The organism is Streptomyces sp. NPDC017095 (genome assembly GCF_044332325.1).
GTDB lineage: Bacteria > Actinomycetota > Actinomycetes > Streptomycetales > Streptomycetaceae > Streptomyces.
This window is the reverse complement of record NZ_JBIROU010000014.1, coordinates 68872-87362: the sequence shown is the minus strand read 5'-3', so window position 1 is coordinate 87362 and position 18491 is coordinate 68872. Positions and strand designations below refer to the sequence as shown.

The 18491-nt window shown below is 74.0% G+C and carries 12 protein-coding genes; 6 read left to right on the top strand and 6 right to left on the bottom strand.

Annotation, left to right across the window (positions count from 1 at the left end):
- Positions 1-44: 44 nt before the first annotated feature.
- On the bottom strand, positions 45-455 hold the full coding sequence (locus tag ACH4OA_RS26025) for a DUF5997 family protein (RefSeq protein WP_397939491.1): 411 nt from the start codon (positions 453-455) through the stop codon (positions 45-47).
- An 82-nt stretch (positions 456-537) separates the two neighbouring features.
- Between ACH4OA_RS26025 and ACH4OA_RS26020 the strand changes: the two genes are divergently transcribed.
- Positions 538-1341 (top strand): LysR family transcriptional regulator substrate-binding protein, encoded by an 804-nt coding sequence (locus ACH4OA_RS26020; RefSeq protein ID WP_397939489.1) that lies wholly within the window; start codon positions 538-540, stop codon positions 1339-1341.
- 258 nt (positions 1342-1599) lie between these two features.
- Here the strand turns inward: ACH4OA_RS26020 and ACH4OA_RS26015 are convergent, their stop codons facing one another.
- From ACH4OA_RS26015 to ACH4OA_RS26005, 3 genes are all read right to left on the bottom strand, one after another.
- Positions 1600-3093 carry an MFS transporter gene (locus ACH4OA_RS26015; RefSeq protein WP_397971252.1) on the bottom strand — a complete coding sequence of 498 codons (1494 nt, stop codon included), beginning with the start codon at positions 3091-3093 and terminating at the stop codon, positions 1600-1602.
- A 210-nt stretch (positions 3094-3303) separates the two neighbouring features.
- The gene (locus ACH4OA_RS26010; RefSeq protein ID WP_397947043.1) at positions 3304-3588 is read right to left on the bottom strand and encodes a helix-turn-helix domain-containing protein; all 285 of its coding nucleotides are present in this window, start codon (positions 3586-3588) and stop codon (positions 3304-3306) included.
- Positions 3585-4370 (bottom strand): hypothetical protein, encoded by a 786-nt coding sequence (locus ACH4OA_RS26005; RefSeq protein WP_397971250.1) that lies wholly within the window; start codon positions 4368-4370, stop codon positions 3585-3587. The genes ACH4OA_RS26010 and ACH4OA_RS26005 overlap by 4 nt, the downstream gene beginning before the upstream one ends.
- A gap of 1139 nt (positions 4371-5509) precedes the next feature.
- Here ACH4OA_RS26005 and ACH4OA_RS26000 point away from each other — a divergent pair.
- Positions 5510-7822 carry a tetratricopeptide repeat protein gene (locus ACH4OA_RS26000; protein WP_397971247.1) on the top strand — a complete coding sequence of 771 codons (2313 nt, stop codon included), beginning with the start codon at positions 5510-5512 and terminating at the stop codon, positions 7820-7822.
- Between the two features lie 18 nt (positions 7823-7840).
- On the opposite strand, the gene ACH4OA_RS25995 is transcribed toward ACH4OA_RS26000, so the two are convergent.
- On the bottom strand, positions 7841-8746 hold the full coding sequence (locus tag ACH4OA_RS25995) for a serine/threonine-protein kinase (protein WP_397971244.1): 906 nt from the start codon (positions 8744-8746) through the stop codon (positions 7841-7843).
- Between the two features lie 65 nt (positions 8747-8811).
- Here ACH4OA_RS25995 and ACH4OA_RS25990 point away from each other — a divergent pair, with 65 nt between their 5' ends.
- The 4 genes from ACH4OA_RS25990 to ACH4OA_RS25975 are packed head-to-tail and all read left to right on the top strand — an operon-like array spanning position 8812 to position 17903.
- Entirely contained in the window at positions 8812-10335 is a 1524-nt protein-coding gene (locus tag ACH4OA_RS25990) for a PD-(D/E)XK nuclease family protein (protein WP_397971242.1), read from the top strand.
- Entirely contained in the window at positions 10332-11450 is a 1119-nt protein-coding gene (locus tag ACH4OA_RS25985; RefSeq protein WP_397939480.1) for a hypothetical protein, read from the top strand. Before ACH4OA_RS25990 ends, ACH4OA_RS25985 begins: the two co-directional genes overlap by 4 nt.
- Positions 11450-14983, top strand: a complete 3534-nt coding sequence (locus ACH4OA_RS25980; RefSeq protein WP_397971240.1) for a hypothetical protein — start codon at positions 11450-11452, stop codon at positions 14981-14983. Before ACH4OA_RS25985 ends, ACH4OA_RS25980 begins: the two co-directional genes overlap by 1 nt.
- A gap of 19 nt (positions 14984-15002) precedes the next feature.
- Entirely contained in the window at positions 15003-17903 is a 2901-nt protein-coding gene (locus ACH4OA_RS25975; RefSeq protein WP_397971237.1) for a pPIWI_RE module domain-containing protein, read from the top strand.
- A 25-nt stretch (positions 17904-17928) separates the two neighbouring features.
- Here ACH4OA_RS25975 and ACH4OA_RS25970 read toward each other — a convergent pair whose 3' ends face one another.
- Positions 17929-18405, bottom strand: a complete 477-nt coding sequence (locus ACH4OA_RS25970; RefSeq protein ID WP_365876432.1) for an Lrp/AsnC family transcriptional regulator — start codon at positions 18403-18405, stop codon at positions 17929-17931.
- Positions 18406-18491 lie beyond the last annotated feature (86 nt).

Below are 18491 nucleotides of genomic sequence, written 5' to 3'. Positions count from 1 at the left end.
GGACCCGGCCGGCGGGGGAGCGGCGAAGGAGGGGGTCGGCAGGATCAGTCGCGTTCGGCGGCGTCGGACTGCTTCTCCCGCTTCTCCTTCTCCGCGTTCTTCAGCCGCGCCGCTTCCTTGCGGACCTCGGCCTGGGTGGCGCGCTCCTTCTCCAGCCACTCGGGCCGCTCCTGCTTGAGCGCCTCGATCTGCTCGGTGGTCAGCGCCTCGGTGACCCCGCCCCGGGCCAGGCCCGCGATGGACACGCCCAGCTTGGCGGCCACCACCGGACGCGGGTGGGGGCCGTTGAGCCGCAGCTCGCGCAGCCACTCCGGCGGATCGGCCTGCAGTTCGTTCAGCTCGGCGCGGGAGACCACACCCTGCTGGAAGGAGGCGGGGGTGGCGGGGAGGTACACACCCAGCTTCTTCGCCGCGGTCGCGGGCTTCATCGTCTGGGTGCTCTGCTGCGACTTCATGAGGTCAAGGGTATCGGCCGAGGGCGCGGGCGCCGACCACGGCCGGGGCCGGGCGACCGCCGGCGGCCGGTAGTCTGGCCTGGTGACAGGCTCGGAGGAATCACCGTCGTTCCGGCTCGCGTACGTTCCCGGGGTGACGCCCGCCAAGTGGGTGAAGACCTGGAAAGAGCGTCTGCCCGGCATTCCGCTCACCCTCGCGCAGGTACCGGCCGCCGAGGCGCCCGGGGTGCTGCGCGCGGGCGAGGCGGACGCGGGTCTCGTCCGGCAGCCGGTCGACCGCACGTTCTTCAGCGCGATCCCGCTGTACGCCGAGACCACGGTGGTCGTCGTCCCCAAGGACCACCTGATCACGGCCGTGGACGAGGTGACCCTGGCCGACCTCGCCGACGAGGTCCTCCTGCACCCGCTGGACGACGTCTTCGACTGGGAGGCGCCGCCGGGCGAACCGGCCTTCGAGCGGCCCGCGACGACCTCGGACGCCGTCGAGCTGGTGGCGGCGAACATCGGCCTCCTGGTCGTACCGCAGTCGCTGGCCCGCCTGTACCACCGCCGGGACCTCACCTACCGCCCGGTCGTCGACGCGCCGCAGTCCGGCGTCGCCCTGTGCTGGCCGGAGGAGGCCACCACCGACCTGGTGGAGGAGTTCATCGGCATCGTCCGGGGCCGTACGGTCAACAGCACCCGGGGCCGTACGGCGGCGAAGCCCGCGGCCGACGCCGGGCGGGGGAGTTCCGGCCAGGGCGGCACCCGGCAGACCCCGGCGGCGAAGTCGGGCAAGTCCTCCGGGACGTCCGGAAAGCCGGCCGGCCGCGGCGCGCGCGCCCGCACGGGCGGCGGCAGACCGGCCGGCCCGGCCAAGCGGGGCAAGCCGCGCCGGCGGTCGTAGCCGCCGCACCCCCGGCCGGCTCGGACGCACCGGCGGTCGTAGCCGCCGTACCCGGCCGCTCCGTCGGTCGTAGGTGCTGCACCGGTCGCTCGGCCGCGCCGGCGGTCGTAGGCGCCGCACCCCGTGACTCGGCCGCGTCGGCGGTCCTAGCGCGGTACCCGGTCGCTCAGCCGTGCCGGCGGTCGTAGCCGCCGTACCCCGGTCGCTCGTACCCGGGCGTGCCCGTCCCGGGAGGCACGGGTGTGCTCCGGCGGTTGCTCACGCGCCGGGCCGTACCTTTTCCTCGACGTCGTCCTCGCCCCGCCCGGCCATCTCCATGGCCTTCTCGGGTTCCGGGCGCACATGGCGTTCGCGCAGGTCGGCGATCGCCAGTACGAGGGCGACCAGGATGATGCCCACGGCGGAGAGCAGCCCGAGCTGCATCGCCGTGTCGGTGCGGCCGTGGTTGGCGAGGTGCGCGAAGTACACCGAGCCCACCACCGCGATTCCGGCCGCCGAGCCGACGCGCTGGCCCGTCTGGAGGACGCCGCCGGCCGCGCCCGCGCGGTGCACCGGGACCCGGGTCAGCGTCAGGGTCGTGTTCGGGGAGACCGTCAGCCCGGACCCGGCGCCGCCGATGAGCAGCGGCAGCGCCGACGCCCAGCCCAGGTTCTGTCCGGGTGCCAGCGCGACCGCCGCCATCACTCCGAGCAGTCCCAGTGCGACGCCGGCGAGGCCGATGACGACCAGCTTGCGGCCGAAACGCACCACCAGCCGGCCTCCGGCGGCGGCCCCCGCCGCCGAGGCCGCCGCGAAGGGCAGCACCGTCAGGCCCGACGCCAGCGCGCTGTAGCCGAGGCCGTTCTGGAGGTACAGGGCGTAGAGGAAGAAGACGGTGGTGAAGCCCGCGAAGTAGGTGAGGCTGATCAGGGCGCCCAGCGTGAACGAGCGCAGGGAGAACAGCGCCAGGTCCACCAGCGGGGCGCGGGAGAGCAGGCCCTGCCGTCGCTCCCACGCCCAGAACGCGCCCAGCAGCGCCAGCCCCAGCGGCAGCAGCGCCCACTTCGCCCGGCCGGTCCACTGCTGCTCCTGCACCAGGGGCAGCATGAGGGCGAGCACGCCCGAGCCGAGGAGCAGCACGCCGAACAGGTCGAAGTCCTCGCGCTTGCCCGCCGGCGGGAGCCGGGGCAGCAGCCGCAGGCCCGTGACGAAGGCGGCCACGCCGATCGGCAGGTTGACGAAGAAGACCCAGCGCCAGCCGTCGTCGGTGCCGGCGGCGTCGATCAGCAGACCGCCCACCAGCGGGCCCGCCGCCGTCGACACCCCGATGACCGTGCCGAGCACACCGAAGGCCTTGGCGCGTTCGTCGCCCTGGAACATCTGCTGGATCAGCCCGGAGGTCTGCGGTGCGACGATGCCCGCCGCCGTGCCCTGGATCAGCCGGAACACCACCAGCCAGACGGGTCCGGACGCGAGCCCGCAGGCCAGCGAGGCCACCGTGAACAGGGCGAGCCCGAACAGGAAGGCCTGGCGCCGGCCGCGCATGTCGCCCAGCCGGCCGGCCGGGACCAGCGCGAGGCCGAAGGTGAGGGCGTACCCGGAGACCACCCAGGACTGGGTCGCCTCCGAGGCGCCCAGTCCGTGTTCCAGCGAGGGCAGTGCCACATTCACGATCGAGGTGTCGAGAAGCGAGATGAAACCCGCCGCCAGACAGACCCCGAGCGCCTTCCACCGCCGCTCGTCGGGGGCGGGCCGTGCCTGGACTGTGCTCATGGGGTCACGCTAAGCAGCCGTGGCCCGCCGCGCACGCGGAGGCACCCGGCGTCACCTCGGCGTCACCCCGGCGGCTCCCCGGGCCTCACGGCGCGCAGGACACCCGCCGGGCCGTCCGCACCACCGCCTCGCCGTCCTCCCGGCCGGAGAAGACCGGAGGCCCGGCGGTTTCCCGCCGGGCCTCCGGCTGCTGTCGGACGCGTCGCCCGCTCAGGGAGCCTCGTCCGGTTCGATGTCCAGGCCGGCCTCCAGGTCGACCGCGTAGACCGGCCGTTCGTCGATGCCCAGAATGCGCATCAGCGGTGTCGTCGGAATCCTGAAGCGGCCTCCGACCCGCAGGACGGGGCAGGGGAAGTCGCCGCGGTGGATCAGCCGGTAGGCGGTGTGCGGGCAGATGCCCAGGGCCCGCGCGGCGGTGCGGAGGTCGACGGCCACGGGCAGGTCGAACACCTCGGTGAAGGTGAGCGGATCCCGCCTGGGGGAGGGGGTGCTCACGGACGCCTCCTCGGCGGGCCGACCCGCAGGGTCGCGACCCGGCGCCCGCGGCCGGGACGGCGCACCTGCCGGACGGCGTCGTGCAGGCCCAGGCGCTTGGCGAGCGCGCCCAGCCGCTCGCCTTCGACCTGCTCCGCCGAGACCGTGACGCGCACGGAGGCGCGCAGCCCGGCGGGGTCCGGGGGCGCCGCGATCTCCCAGGCGAGGCCGCCGGTTCCGTCCGTCTCGTGCTCGTGGCCTTCGTCCTCCCCGCAGGAGTCGCCGTCTCCCGGGCGGGCGCTGCGCGCGGCGACGCCCTCGATGTCGGCGGTGGGGAAGCTGCGCGCCTCGGAACGCGCGTAGTGCCAGGCGCTGCTGCGGGCGGCCCGGAGCAACTGCCCGATGGCGTCCGGCGCTTCGGGATCGACCGTCGTCAGCCGTTCCAGGAGGGTGGCGACCATCTCCGCTTCCAGGTCCCGCCGGCCGGTGCGCAGGCGCAGGGCGATCCGGCGGACCGTGCCCGTCAGGCGGGGCAGGGCGAGCCAGAGGAGCAGCAACTGCCACGGACGGCCGGGGGAGTCGTCGGAGCGCGCGGCCCGGATGGCGTCCCGCCAGACGGCGGCGGCCAGTTCCTGGTCGACGAGGTCGCCGTGGAGCGCCCGGTGCGCCTCGGCGGGCGTCAGCGGTACCGCGTCCTGCTCCGGCCCGTACCTGACGTGAAGGACCGCACGGTCCGCGAAGCGGGGCTGGGTGACGTGCGCCATGACCGCGGCGAACGCGCCGCCGGAATCTACCAGTATCAAGGCTTTTTCCTTCCTGGGCTGGGGTGGATGTGCTTATAGCGGGCAAAGCGAATGAACTGGGCATGCGTCACACGCGTAACGGTTTTGTACGGGTGTGAGGGTGGGAGGAGTGCGTGCGCCACGCGTTGCAGAGGTGGCTTTACGGGTGGCGGCCCGTAGGGGGCCAAGGGGGCGCCCGCCCGGAGGCGGGCACCCCGAGACCGTGACCGGCGCGGCAGGTGCCGCCGGTCAGGCGGACTCGTCCCCGGCCTCCGTGTCGGCCGGCGCGGCGGCCGGCGGCGTCTCGGGGGCGGCCGGGCGTACCGGGCGCCTGGAGGTCCGGCCCCCGCGGATCGAGGAGGACCGCCTCCGGCCTCCCCGGCGCGTGCTGCGTCGCTGGTTCATCGATCGTCTCCTTCGTGCTGCCGTTCGGCCGGCGCCTGTACCACCGGGCCGAACTGCCGGTCGCTCGGCCTCTGGTGAGGGGAGCGGCCGCGCCGGGCGCCCTGGGCGGGTGGTCCGGTGGTGCGGCTGACGGTGATGGTGGCCCTTTCGCGGCCACGGCGCCCGGCGCGTTCTGAGGGGAATCTGAGTCCGGTCTGAGGGCGCGCGGGAGCACTCGCGTGTGAAGCCGCGCCGATCGGCATACGCATGCACAGGTGCCGGCGGAACCAGGCCGGTGACCGTCACGGAGGTGAGGAGAGTTCGTGGAGGGGCAGGTACTCGGCCCGGTCAGAGCCGTCGTCCCAGGTGGGCGGGGAGTGGAGGGCACATCGATGCTTCCCCGCCTGTTCGCGCTGTTCGTGCTCGCGCGCGGCCATCGGGTGCGGCGGGAGGAGATCGTCTACCACCTCTGGCCGGACGGGAACCCGAGTGACAACGCGATCAGCCGTCAGTTGACGGACCTGCGCAAGCGGCTGGGCGGGCGGGTGGCGCGCATGGGATCGGGCGGATGTTCGATGGATCTGTCGGGGTGTCGTGTCGACCTCCTCCACTTCCGCGATGAAATGCGACGGTCCAGGGAAATGTCGGCTTTCGCGCGCTTCGATGTTCTCCGTGGCGCTCTGGAGCCGTGGTGTCCCGAGGGGCCGCTGACCGGTCTTCCCGGTCCCGGATTCCGGTTGGCGCGGACCGAGTTGCTGGGTGAACGGAGTGCCGCGGTGGTCGCCTGCACGGCCGCCGCCTGGGAGGCCGGAGAGCATGAATGGCTACGCAAGGAAACCGAGGAGTTCTTGGACCGGTTCCCCGTCGACAGGAAGAGCGATGAACAGATATTCCGCTACCGATTGCAGGCGACCGCGGAGAAGTCGGTGCGGGCCGCCAAGCAGTTGATCAGGGACCGGAAGAGGGTCCGCGGCAACCCGGTCGACGCCGAACTCGCCCGGCTGGTCCGTGCCCTCACCCGGAACACCTACCAGGCCGGCCGCGTCCGGACCGGCACGCCCAGCCCTCCGGTTCCCCGCCAGCTCCCCTTCCCGGAACGCGAACTGCGGGGCCGCGGTGCGGACATCACGTCCCTGCGCCGGTACCTCGCCCAGCGGCGGGCCGAAGGAAAGGTGGCGGTGATCCTGCTGACCGGTCTGCCGGGAGTGGGCAAGAGCGCACTGGCGAACCACCTGTGCCGGTCGGTGGAAGCGGACTACCCCGACGGCACCCTCTCCGCGCACCTGTACGGATTCGCCGGCGAAGGCGCGGCACCCGCCGAACCGGCCCGGGTGATCGGGCGGTTCCTGTCCGACCTGGGGGTCGGGACCGAGACGACCGATCCCGACGCGCTGAGCAGCACGCTGCGCACCCGGCTGGCCGGCCGCTCCCTCGTCATGCTGCTGGACGACGCCGCCAACGCCGGCCAGGTACTGCCGCTGCTGCCCGGCGCCGGCACCTCGGCCGTGATCGTCACCAGCAGGAACCGGCTGCCCGACCTCGCCGCCCGCGAGGGCGTGTACCTCTGCGACGTCGAACCGCTGGACCGGGAGCCGGCGGCCGAGGTCCTGTACGCCGCGATGGCCCCGGACGTGCGCGACAAGTGCGCGGCCGCCGTCGACCGGCTCGTGGAGCTGTGCGGCCGGCTGCCCCTGGCCCTCTCCCTGATCGCCGGACGGCTCCGCAACCGTCCGCCGCGGGCGGTCGCCGACCTGGTCACCCGGCTGAGCCGGGACCACGAACGGCTCAGCGAACTCTACGAGCCGGGCGGGACCCTCTCGGTGCGGCTGGCCCTCGGCTGTTCGGTCCGCGCGCTGTCGCCCGAGGCCAGGCGGCTGCTGTGGCAGCTGGGCGTCCATCCAGGGCCCAGCGTCGACTGGGACGCCGTGATGGACCTCGCAGCCGTGCGGCCGGGAAACCACACGGACCGCTACCTCGCCGAACTGACCGAGGCGAACCTCGTCGAATACGCCGCGCACCGCTACCGCCTGCACGACCTGGTGCGTGACTACGCACGCCATGAGGTGCTGTCGGAGGACGGCGAACCCCTGGAGGAACTGAAGGAGATGACGGTGCGCCGGATACTCGACCACCACCTGCACAACGTGGCGGCGTGCGACCGGGTGATCGATCCGCAGCGGACCCTGCCCATAGCGGACCCCGGCACGGGCCGGGTGATCGACCCCGACACGGAAGAACAGGCCATGGCCTACCTCGACGCCGAGTACGAGACGGTCCTGCGCGGCATCGAACTCGCCGCGGACCACCACCTCGGGGACCACGTCTGGCGGACCTCGCTGGCGCTCGTGTCGTACCAGTGGCGGCGCGGCCGGCATGCCGAGGCGGAGCGCCTGCTGCGCCGGGCCGCCGAGGAGGCGCACGGATCGGCCTCGCCCACCGAGCAGGCCATGGTCTACCGGATGCTGGCCGGGAGCCAGATACGCTGCGGCTCCTTCGAACTGGGGCTGCGCAACGTCGAGGCCGCCGTCCGGCTCAGCGCGGAGCGGGACGACCCCGCCGGCCGGCTGAGCCTGGCCTTCTCCCTCCACATGCGCGCCGCCGGCCATGAACGCCGCGGCGACCTCCAGGCGGCGGAGAACGATCACCGACACGCCCTGGGACTCTTCGAAGCGGTGGGCAACGCCGCGGGTGCGGCCGCCGCGCTGAACGGGATCGGCACCGTGCGGGGTGCGCGCGGCGAGTACGACGAGGCGCTGCGCACCTGTGGCGAGGCCCTGCGGATCTTCGAGACGACCGACGACGACAACGGGCGGGCGAACGCCCTGACGACCCTCGCCGGCATCCATGTCGCGCGGTCCGAGCGGGACGAGGCGCTCCGCCTGTACGAGCGGGCCGTCGGGATCTACCGGGACCTCGGCTACTGGCCGAACGAGGCCAAGACCCTGTGCCGGCTGGCCGAGGTCCGCCTGGCCTCGGGGCACACCGACGCGGCGGTCCGGGCACTCGAACGCATCGCCGTCCTCCGCGAGTTCATGGGCGACGACGACGGCGTGCGCGAGGTCCTCGACAAGCTGGAGAGCCTGCGGTGAGCGCAGGTGCCGGCAGGCTCACAGACGTGGCTCGTGGGTGCGGTAGTACTCGGTCGGATCGGGGTCGAGGGGTTTCGCCGGGGGCCTCGCCCCGGGCGCGGGCAGAAACGGACGCAGGTGGTCGAACACCTCCCGTACGTCCCGCGGACGGTTCCCCGGGAGACGGTCCACCATGCTCAGGGCGAGGTCCCGCAGTTCGCGGGGGACACGCCGCAGGTCGTCGGGCGGCAGCACCGGGCAGTCGGGCGCGGGGCGTTCCGCCATGCCGGCGTACGGCAGCCGCAGCACCGTCATCTCCAGGATCATGCAACCGAGCGCGAAGACGTCCGTCAGGTGCGTCACCCCGTGGGGGCAGCCGTCGTACTCGTCCGGCGGCACATAGCCGGGCGTGCCCTCGCCCCGGTCCGTCTTCTCACCCTGGTACCGCGCGAAGCCCATGTCGATCAGCCAGACCCGGCCGCTCCAGTCCAGGATGACGTTCTCCGGCTTGACGTCGCGGTGCACCAGCTCCCGGTCGTGGACCTGGTGCAGCGTCTCGCAGAGCTGACCGATGACGGCCGCCACGGTGGGCACCCGCAACGGACGGGCCTTGAGCATGGCGTCGTAGAGAACGGTGCCCTCGATCAGCTCCAGGACGATGCACCTGCGCTCCCCGCCGGAGCGGCCGGGTCCGCTGCGGCCGAAGACGCGCGGAATCCCCTGGATGCCGGTGAGCTGCCGAGTGGTGTCGGCCTCCGCCTCGAATTCCTCCCCCATCCCCCGATAGCTGCTCTCACGCTCGAAGAGGCGCGCCCTCTGGAGCTTCACCGCCACCGGCCGGCCGGTCTCGGTGTCCCGCCCGCGATACAGCTCGCCCTGACCACCGCTGCCGATCTCCGCCAGTACCTCGTACCGCCCCAGAACGGTCTTTCCCCGGTACGTCAACCGACTTCCCTTCCCTTCGCGCCGCACAGCCGCGTGCGGTCGTCACCGAACCGAGAGGAGTGAGCATGCCGGAATCCTGGTCACCACCCGAGGGGGTGTACCGCGGCTCCGACGTCGTCACGGTGTCACTGGGCATGTTCAAGGACACCGCCTACCGCTGCCCCGCCGCGGACGCGATGAAGGCCCGCGGGTATCTGCCGCGGGCCCGGCAGGAACGCCCACGCGAGATCCTGGAGCACTTCGCCCTGGGACCCTTCATGAAACCACGGTCCGGCCCCCTCCACGACGGACTGCGGCAGTGGTCCGCCCACGCCCGTTCCGTCTACGGCGCCGCCTTCCCGCCGGACCCGTCGCGCCCGCTGACCGAGGTGGACCCGTGGACCTACCGGCACCGGCTGCCCGCCGCCGACCACCGCGGCGCCGGCGAGTACCGCATCACCGTCTGGGGCCGCTGCCTGCGGTCACCGGACGGCACCACCCGCGAACTCCGGCTCCCCGTGCACCGGATCGGCGCGGCGGAACCGCGCCCGGGCCAGGTGGCCGCGGCCGCCCTCGCCACCGCCGAGGGCCTGCCCGGCCCACTGCCCGAGCGGGTGCGCGTCGTCGAGTTCGCCGTGCTCGACGGCCGCACGCGCGTCCTGTTCGAGGGCACCCGGGAGAAAGCCGTCGAACAGTACCGGACCGGCGGCGGTCCCGAGGCGCTGTCCGCCGTGCTCGACGGACAGGAGTACCGGCCCGGGCCCTCCTGCGCGGGCTGCGCCTACCTGCCCGTGTGCCCGGTGCTGCGCAAGGCACCGGGACTGCTGGGCTCGGACACTCCCGGACGGCCGCGGCGGACCTGGTCGGTGACCAACGGCCGCAGCTACCGCGACTGTCCGGCGCGCGACCACATGCGCCGCCTCCACCTCCCGGCCGCCGACGCCGTCGAGCGCGGCGCCGCCGCCGAACGCGGCCGTGCCGTGCACGCCTATCTCGCCCAGCGCCACGGCCAGGGCTCCCTGCGGCCCTGCACGGTGGACGTCCCCGCCCACTGGGTCCCGGCGGGCTTCGACCTGCCGGCGGACGAACAGCGCCTGGGCAGAGTCCTGTTGCGTCATCACGCCGCGGTATGTCCCCTGCGCCGCGTACGGGACCGCAGCGACGTGCGGGCCGAGCCCCGGGTGGTCCGCCACGACGACACCGCCGAGGTGATCGTGATCGCGGAGCCCGATCTGCTGTACCGCGACGGGGACTCCTGGGTGTGGCGGGAGACCAAGACGTCCGCCCGCGGCGCGCGCCCCGCTCAGGACCTGCTGCGCGCCTACCCCCAACTGGCCCTGGCCGTCCTGCTCCTCTCCCGGGGCGACCTCGGCGGTTCCGCCTCACGGGCACGCGTGGAACTGGAGATCCTGCGGCCGGACGGCGCCGACCTGGAGATCATCGACCCCACCGCCCCCGCCCACCGCACCACCGCGGCCGGCCTGGTCCGTGACCTCACCGCCGGATGGCACCGGGACGACGACTACGCCGCCACCCCGGGCGAGGTCTGCACGCGCTGCGAGGTGGCGCGGTGGTGCTCCGCCCGCACCGACGCGACGGACGCCGCGTGACGGCCGGGCCCGAGACCGCGGCGCCGGACCGCCACCCGGACGACCTCGTCCTCGACCTGGCACGCGCCCTCACCGTCCTGGCGGAACAGGACGGGCTCCGCTCGTTCTCGCTGCCGTATCCGCAGCCGGCGCAACTGGCCCTGGACCGCATGGTGCTGCACTGCCTGCACCACGGGCGGACGGCGCCCAGAAGCCTGCCCGAGCTGCTCTCCTGGTGCACCGGCCCCGGCACCCGCCGGCCGGCCGGGAGCCGGCCGGCACCGGTGCACCCCGAACTGTGGCTGATCGACCCGGTGGGGCTGGTGCCCACCCGCCGGTGCCTGGAACTGGCCCCGCCGGGCCGGGCGGGACGTGTGGAGCAGGACGCCCTCGACGCCCTGGCCCTGCTGGAACGCAGATGTGCCTCCGCCGACCGCTACAGCCGGTGCCGGCGCTTCCTGACCCGGCATCCGGTGGTCGGTCCCCGGGACCGGTTCGGCTCCCGCCGCTGGGACGCGGTCGTCTGGAACAAGGTCAGGGACCTGTACGAACCGGTTCCCGAGGCGCTGCTCGTCCGCGGCACCCTCAGGCTGTGCGGCACCTGCGGGCTGCCGGCCCGTGCCCCGGGCGACGAGCGCGAGAGCACCGGATCGACGTGGTGCGAGGCGGAGGACTGCCCGCCCGGCGTCCCCTTCCGGCTGATCCGCAAGCCCGCCGGCCACCGCCTCCTCACCCGTGCGCTGCGCGCGTTCCTCTCGGTTCCCGCACGCACCGAACAGGAGGCGCTCGACGCACTCGGGCGGGCCGGCGCCGCGTACACCCTGCTCGCGGACGGCGGCCTCGGCACCTACCGGGTCACCGGTGCCGGGACGCGCTCCCGCCTCCTCCAGGTGCACGACCGCCACGACCCCGCCCTGCTGGCCGGGCGGGCCGGCGCCGCCTTCGCGCGGACCACGGACCCGGTGCTGATCGTGGTCCCCCGCCGTGCGGCGGACCGGGCCGGTTACCGGCCGGCCTTCCGGGCCGCGCTGGGCGAGGAGTGCCGCGACCGCGTGAGCCTCACCACCCCCGACGGACTGGAGCGCCTGCTGCGTCCGCCGGGCCGCCCGGACACCGACCCCGAGAAAGGACCCTGATGCGCAGCTTCGCCCGTGGCGTGTCCGATGTCATCGCGCGCCTCCTGGAGTTCGATCCGGCCGGGCGCAGAGCGGCGTACGAGCTGCTGTGCCAAGTGGAGACGGGGCTGCGGCTCCAGGAGCGGCTGATGCCCGACAGCCCCGCGGTGCACGCCTGGGTGCTCTTCAGCGGCTATCCGTTCGCCGAAGCATGGGGCGTCCCGCTGCCCCCGGACGCGGACGCCGCGCTGCGCGCCGGCCGCTACTCGATGTGGACGCTGCGCAGGCGCCGCGCCTGGCGGGAGGCCCTGGAGCGCTACCAGCAGTCCGCCGCGGCACTGCGCGGTTACGACGTCCCCGACCCGGACGGCCCGGCCCGGCGCCGCGAGGTCTCCGTCGCGGCCGACCGGTGGGCCGCCTACGACCGGCTGCTGCGCGTGGCACCGCCGCCGACGGGCGACCGCCCCAAGGTGGCGGGGCCCGGACCGCACGCCTTCCCGCTCGGCCATACGACGGAGGTGATCGATCTGCCGGCCGTCCCGGCCGGCCCGCCCGTCGCCCACGACCTCGACGCCCTGCCGCCCGGCAAGGGGGAGCCGCTGACCTTCGACATCGACGAGCTGACACGGACGGCGGCCCGCATGGACGCCGTACGCGACCGCGACTGGGCGGGCCGGCTCGGCAAACTGCTCCTCTCGGTCAGGACCGGGCACGGATTCGCCGAACACGCGAAGACGTTCAGGGTCGACCGCGTCCAGCACCTCCTCGGCATCGTCGGCGCGGGCAAGAGCACCCTGCGGGACGTCATCGCCGTACATCTGGCCACCAGGCCCCGCAAGGGACGGGTCACCGTGGTGGTCGGCGACGTCGCCGAAGTCCTCCGCCTGGTCGAGCTGTACAACGTCTACACCGACGGCGCCGCCGCGCCGGTCGTGGGCGTCAAGAACCGGGAACGGCACGCGCAGCGGCTGCACCGGCGGCTGGCCGGGCAGGGCGAGCACCGCCTGCTCGCCCACCAGGACCCGGCCTTCGACCACCTGGGCACCTCCTGCGCGCTGAACGCCCTGCGGCGCGGGCCGGCGGCGGCGAAGGCACTGGCCTTCGGCGAGGCGCCCTGCACCCGGCTGCGGCCCCAGGCGCGGCGCGGACGCGGCGCCCCCGAGGCCTCCGGCGGCCCACGCTGGCAGAAACAGGCGGTGACCTGCCCCTACTGGTCCGTGTGCCCACGGCATCACACCTCCCGCGCGCTGGTCGACGCGGACATCTGGGTGGCCACACCCGCCGCGCTCCTCGACGCGCGACCGCCCTACGCACAGCAGGGGGAACGCATCCGGTACCTGGAACTCGCCTGCCGCCGCAGCGATCTGGTGATCGTGGACGAGGCGGACCGGGTGCAGATGCAGTGGGACCAGTCCTTCGCCCCGGCCGTGCCGCTGGCCGGGGGCCAGGAGGACGGCTTCATCGACCGGCTCGGCGGCCACAAGATCCGGGAGCTGGCGGTCCGCGGCCGGGTACAGCTCTCCGACCGGGACGTGGAGACCTTCACCGCCGCGCTGAACACCGCCCAGGCGGCGACCGACCGGCTCTACGCCATGCTGGTCACCGACCACGGGCTGCGCACCTGGGTGCGCACCGGCTACTTCAGCGCATGGACGTTGCAACTGAGACTGCTGGAGGAGCGCTACAGCCTCCCTGACGACCGGGCACCGGAAACCGACCGGGACGCCGCCGCCGACAGCGCGGCCCGGGAGGCGCTGTGGAACAAGCTGGACGCCTTCCGGGACAACCCGTTCGGGGACCGGCACCGGTTCACCGACGAGGACTTCGGCGACCTCACCGGACTCCTCAACGAGATCCTGCACACCACCAGCCCCGAGAACACCCGGCAGCGCGTCGGGCGGGTGATGGACCGGGTGTTCCGGCTCCAGCCCTTCATGGAACGCAGACGGCGGCAGTACCGGCGGGACCACGCGGCCTGGCAGGAGAAGTGGCAGCGGTGGAAGAACGGACGGGGCGCGTCCCGCGGCCGTGCCGAACCCAAACCGCCGCAGACCCCGCAGCAGTGGCGGACGGAGTTCGCCCAGCGCTTCGAGTTCAGCCTGCTGCTGTGCGCCCTGGAGCCGAGACTCGCCCTCGTCAACGCCATGTGGCCACGTGTCGAGGCCGCGCTCAACCTGGGCTTCAACACGATGTACCGCCGCCCGGACGACTACGGACCGATGGTGCCGGAAGCACCGATGGGCAACGTCATCGGCTTCAAGTTCCACGTCCAGGGACCGGACGAGGGCGGGGTGCGCAGCGGCTCGCTGACCTTCTTCCGGTGCAGCGGCGTCGGCCGGGAGCTGCTGCGGAAACTGCCCGAACTCGCGGCGGCCGACGGCCGGCCCGGGGCGCACGTCCTGCTGATGTCGGGCAGCAGCTGGGCCGGCACGTCCAGCCGCTACCACATCCACGTGCCCGTCGGCGTGATCATCGAACCGCCCGCCGCGGAGACCGGGCGCATCGCCGAAGAGAGCCTGATGCGTTTCGAGTTCATCGACGACGACGACGGTCCCGTCCGGGTGTCCGGCACCGACCCGGACGAACGGCTGGACACCCTGCGGTACATCGCCACCGTGCTCGGCGCGAGCGAGGAGAGCGGGACCGAGGGCGGCGGCCCCCTGGAACGCGAGATGGTGGAACTGCCGGACGGCCGGGACCACATCCTCCTCGTGGTCGGCAGCTACGAGGAGGCACGGGTCGTCGCCGACACCCTGCACAACCTCAACTCCCGCTGGCGCGGCCGGGTGCTGCGGCTCGTCTCCGACGACGAGGACCTGCACGAGGACGGCCACGACGGCGACGGTCCGCATGCCAGGACGCTGCGTCGCGGAGACGTGGAACACCTCAGGGAGGCCCGGGCCGACCTCCTGGTGGCGCCGCTGCTCGCCGTCGAGCGCGGCCACAACATCCTGAACCACGACGACCAGGCCGCCATCGGCACGGTCTACTTCCTGGCCCGCCCCAACCCGCACCCCGAGGATTTCGGGCTCGCCGTCAACGCCGTCAACGACTGGATCGTCCGCGCCCAGGACAACGGCGACTTCGCCCGGTGGGTGCGCGGCGGCGCGACGGTGGCGGACGGCGCCGAGGCGGTCCGGCGCGAGGCGCGCTCGCACTGGTACCACGTGCTGCGGCGGAGCATGGCCTGGAGCCGGCTCGGCGACGACCGGGAACAGGTCACGTGGGATCTGCTCGTGCTGATGTGGCAGGTCGTCGGACGCCTCGTCCGCGGCGGTGTGCCGGCCCGCGTGGTCTTCGTGGACTCCGCCTTCACGCCGTGCCGGGCGGCCGTCCCGCCGGGGCCCGACACACCCGTGACCAGCCTCCTGCACAGCGTGCGCCACGTGCTGCGGCACTACCTCGAAGACGGACACGGCGCCCCGGAGGACCACCGGTTCATCGTGCGGGCGCTGTACCAGCCCCTGTGGCGGATGCTCGACCGCTGTCTGGAGGCCCAGGGCCGGACCGCCGGCCACGGTACGCCCGGACCCGGACTCCCCGCATCATCCTGACCCCCCGAAGGAGGAACGCGTGTACGGCACCATCCGCACGGCCGCCTACGAACCCGACCCCGCCCACGGACCCCTGCTGGAGTCCCTGCACGTCATGCGCCTGGGCACGGAACTGCACACGGCACTGACCCGGCTGCACGACCACGCCCGGCACCACGACGGCCGCCCGGCGCGGCTGCCGGTGCGCCAGCTCAACTCCCTGCTGCGGGCCCTGGCCCCCGGCGTCGTGGCCACCGCCCGCAACGCGGACGCCGCCGGCCGCCCCTGGCTGTACGGCAGCGAGCCGGTGCCCGCCGAGGTGGTGGGCCCGCTGGTCGCCACCTGGGCGGCCGGCCTGCTGCGCGCACGCGGCGACGACGACACCGAGGACGACGACGCCGACACCCTCGACCGGGAGGACAGGCTGCTGGACCAGGTGGACACGGTTGTCGCGGACCTGCCCTCCTGGGAGAGCGAAGAGGTCGATCTGACCGAGGCCACCGTCTCGCCCGGAGGTACCGCCGAGCCCGCCCAGCGGGTGTTCGGCCTGCTGCCGGAATGGGTGGCCCACCGGCTCGCCGCCCGCCCGTTCGACGCGCTCGGCCCGGACATCCGGTTCCGCGTGGCCAGCCGCGAGGGCGGCGCCGAACTCGTCTCGTGGCCGCCGCGGGCACACGAGCACAACAAACGCACCTGGTACTACTCCGCGCTCCTCACCATCGCCGTCCACACCGTGCCGTTCGCCGCACGGCCGCGCGTCCACGTCTCGACGAGCATCCGCCGCTGGGCCACCAGCCTCGCGATCGCGCCCCGCGACCTGCGCGGCAGCACCGTCCTGCTGGACGCACCGCTGCCCTGGCCCGACGGCCCCGGCCGCGCACGCCGGCTGGTGGAGAACACCCTCGCCTACGACCGCGCCCGGGGCCGGGTCGTCTGGCGGCGGCACAGCCCGGCCATCCTGCTGCCGGACCTGGACATCGTGCGGCGCTACCCCGGGGCGGCGGACCTCTTCTCCGCTCCCGGGACCTGGCTCGCCGGCCGCGACGGCATCGCCGCGGGCATCGTCTACAGCCCGGTCCTCGGCCCGCACAGCGTGGGACCGGGCCTGATGCCCAGGGAACGGTCGCTCCTGGACGCCTGGGTCGAGGAGGGACTGCGGCCGATGCTGCGCCGCGTACCCGATCTCGGCCGGGTCACCCGGCGGAACACGCCCTCGCTGCTGCCCCGTACCGCCCCGGCGGACCAGCCGGAGGCCCGGGAGGCGGCTCTCTGCCTCGGCCGCCGCTCGGCCCTGGCCAAGGTGCTCGACGGCGCTCCGCTGGACGTGGAACTCCTCTGGCAGACACCCGAGACACGCGACGCGCTGATCGCCGCCCTCCCCGCGCTGATCGGACTGCCCCCGGGACGGCGCGTCGACGACGGCGAGGGCGGCGGTGGCGACGGCGGGGGCGCGACGTGGCGTTGGCAGACGGACGGCATCGACATCCGGGTCCGCGCGCGGCCCGCCGGCCGCCTCGCCGATCCCCTGCGGCTCCCGGGAGACCGCGGGCGGTCCCGGGCGCTGCGGCTCGCCGACGCGGTGACCGGCCGGTGCGACCTCGTCTCCCGGGAGCTGACCGAGCCGGCCGACGGCCTGGGCGTCGCCCTCGTGGAGATCCGGGGCAAGGAGGGGTTCCGGAAGGTGCCCGACTCCGACCCCAAGCACGCCCTGCGCATCGCCTGCGCGCACCGGGGGAGGCTGAGCCAGTTCATCACCGTGCCCACGGAGGCGGAGGAGGCCCTCGCGCACCGGGCGCGGTGGGCGTGGCTCGACGTCCTCAGGCAACTCGGCGCCCTCTCCCCGCCCGCGCACCGGGTCGGCGCGGGCATCCCGGGCGACCTCCAGTACGCCGCGCTCTGGCTGGTCCGCCACACCCGGAAGGGTCCGACACGCCGCCCTGTGCGGCGCCTCGTCGCGGTGCGCGTGCGGCCTGGCGACGGAACCGTGCACGGCTGGGACGCCGAGCGCGCCGAGTGGGTGCCGTACCACCGGCTGCTGCGCCTGCTGGCCGCCGAGGAGACCCAGGCCCCGCCCGCCGCACCCGGAGGGACGGCCACCGGCGGCCGGATCCGGGAGACGGCGGCAGAGCGCCCGTGGCCGTACGAGGCGACGGCGGGGCGGCCATGGCCGTACGAGGCGGAGCGGCAGATCAGGACCCTGCTCTACCAGTTCCGCGACCGGCCGACCCTGCTGCTGGCCGACCTGGGCAACCTGCGCCAGTGCTGGCCCCGGCTGCGGAACGGGGCACTGGCGCGGGACATGCTCGGCTTCGGCGCCGACCGGGACCAGCGGCTGGCCGTCTACGGACCCGACCTGCGCCTGGTCCTCACCCGGGACGGCAACGGCCGCGAGGAGGTACCCGAGTGGTACGCCCACGACGGCACCGGCAAGGTGGGCTTCTCCCAGGGCGTCTGGGGCCCGGCCGAGCCGGACAACCGGGTCTTCGCGAGCACGACCGACGTCCCGCACACGGCGACCCTGCCCAAGGGGCTGATGAAGCTGGTGCCCGTCGCGCCGCACCGGACGGCTCCCCGGAAGACCGCCTGGAACCCGGTGTACCTGGAGCTGACCGTGCTCGGCTGTCTGTCGGAGAAGGCCCTCGCCGACGCCGGCCGCCCGGAGGAGTCGGCCGACTCGCCCGCGGAGTGGGCGACCCTCGCCCATCAGCTCCGCCTGCACGACGACTACCCGCCGCTGTCCCGGCCCCTTCCCCTGCATCTGGCACGGCTGGCGGGGGAGTACGTGCTGCCCCTCGCCGAGCCTGCGCCGCGGTCGGCCGCCCCTGCGTCGCAGCCGACCGCCTCTGCGTCGCAGCCTGCCGGGTCCGCCGGGTCCGCCGGGTCCGCCGGGTCCGCCGGGTCCGCCGGGTCCGCCGGGTCCGGTGGTGACGGGAGCGGCTGAGCCTGTGCGCGCCGGGTCCGGCGGGTCAGCCGCGGGCCGCCCGGCCCACCGACTCCACCAGGGGCAGCAGCCGGAACGGCACGCGCTCACGCAGCGCCACCTCGGTACGGGTGCGCACCACGCCCGGGAGGCTGATCAGCTTCTGGATCACGTCCTCCAGATGCGCGTTGTCCCGGCCCACCACCCGGGCCAGCAGATCCCCGCCACCGGTGATCGAGAACGCCTCCACGATCTCCGGTACGGCGGCCAGCGCGTCCCCCACGTCGTCCAGGTGCCCCTGGGTGACCTCGATGTGCACGAACGCCAGCACCGGATGGCCCAGCGCGGCGGGGGACAGGGACGGACCCGTGCCGGTGATCACACCCTCCCGTTCCATCCGCTCCAGCCGGGCCTGGAGCGTGCCGCGGGCCACGCCGAGGATCCGGGCGTACTCGCGCACGCTGGTGCGCGGCTGCTCCAGGAGCAGCCGCAGGATTCGGGTGTCGAGTGTGTCCACGGCCATGACGGACGACTGTACCAATGGCTCAGCCGCCGACCACCCGCGCATGCCCCCGGACCTGGTCCGTTGGCATTCCGGTGAACGCTCGT

Bases quoted from the DNA above. Each gene is read 5' to 3' on its own strand.
- ACH4OA_RS26025 (WP_397939491.1), bottom strand. From the start codon at position 455: ATGAAGTCGCAGCAGAGCACCCAGACGATGAAGCCCGCGACCGCGGCG.
- ACH4OA_RS26015 (WP_397971252.1), bottom strand. From the start codon at position 3,093: ATGAGCACAGTCCAGGCACGGCCCGCCCCCGACGAGCGGCGGTGGAAG.
- ACH4OA_RS25990 (WP_397971242.1), top strand. From the start codon at position 8,812: ATGCCGGAATCCTGGTCACCACCCGAGGGGGTGTACCGCGGCTCCGAC.
- ACH4OA_RS25980 (WP_397971240.1), top strand. From the start codon at position 11,450: ATGCGCAGCTTCGCCCGTGGCGTGTCCGATGTCATCGCGCGCCTCCTG.
- ACH4OA_RS25970 (WP_365876432.1), bottom strand. From the start codon at position 18,405: ATGGCCGTGGACACACTCGACACCCGAATCCTGCGGCTGCTCCTGGAG.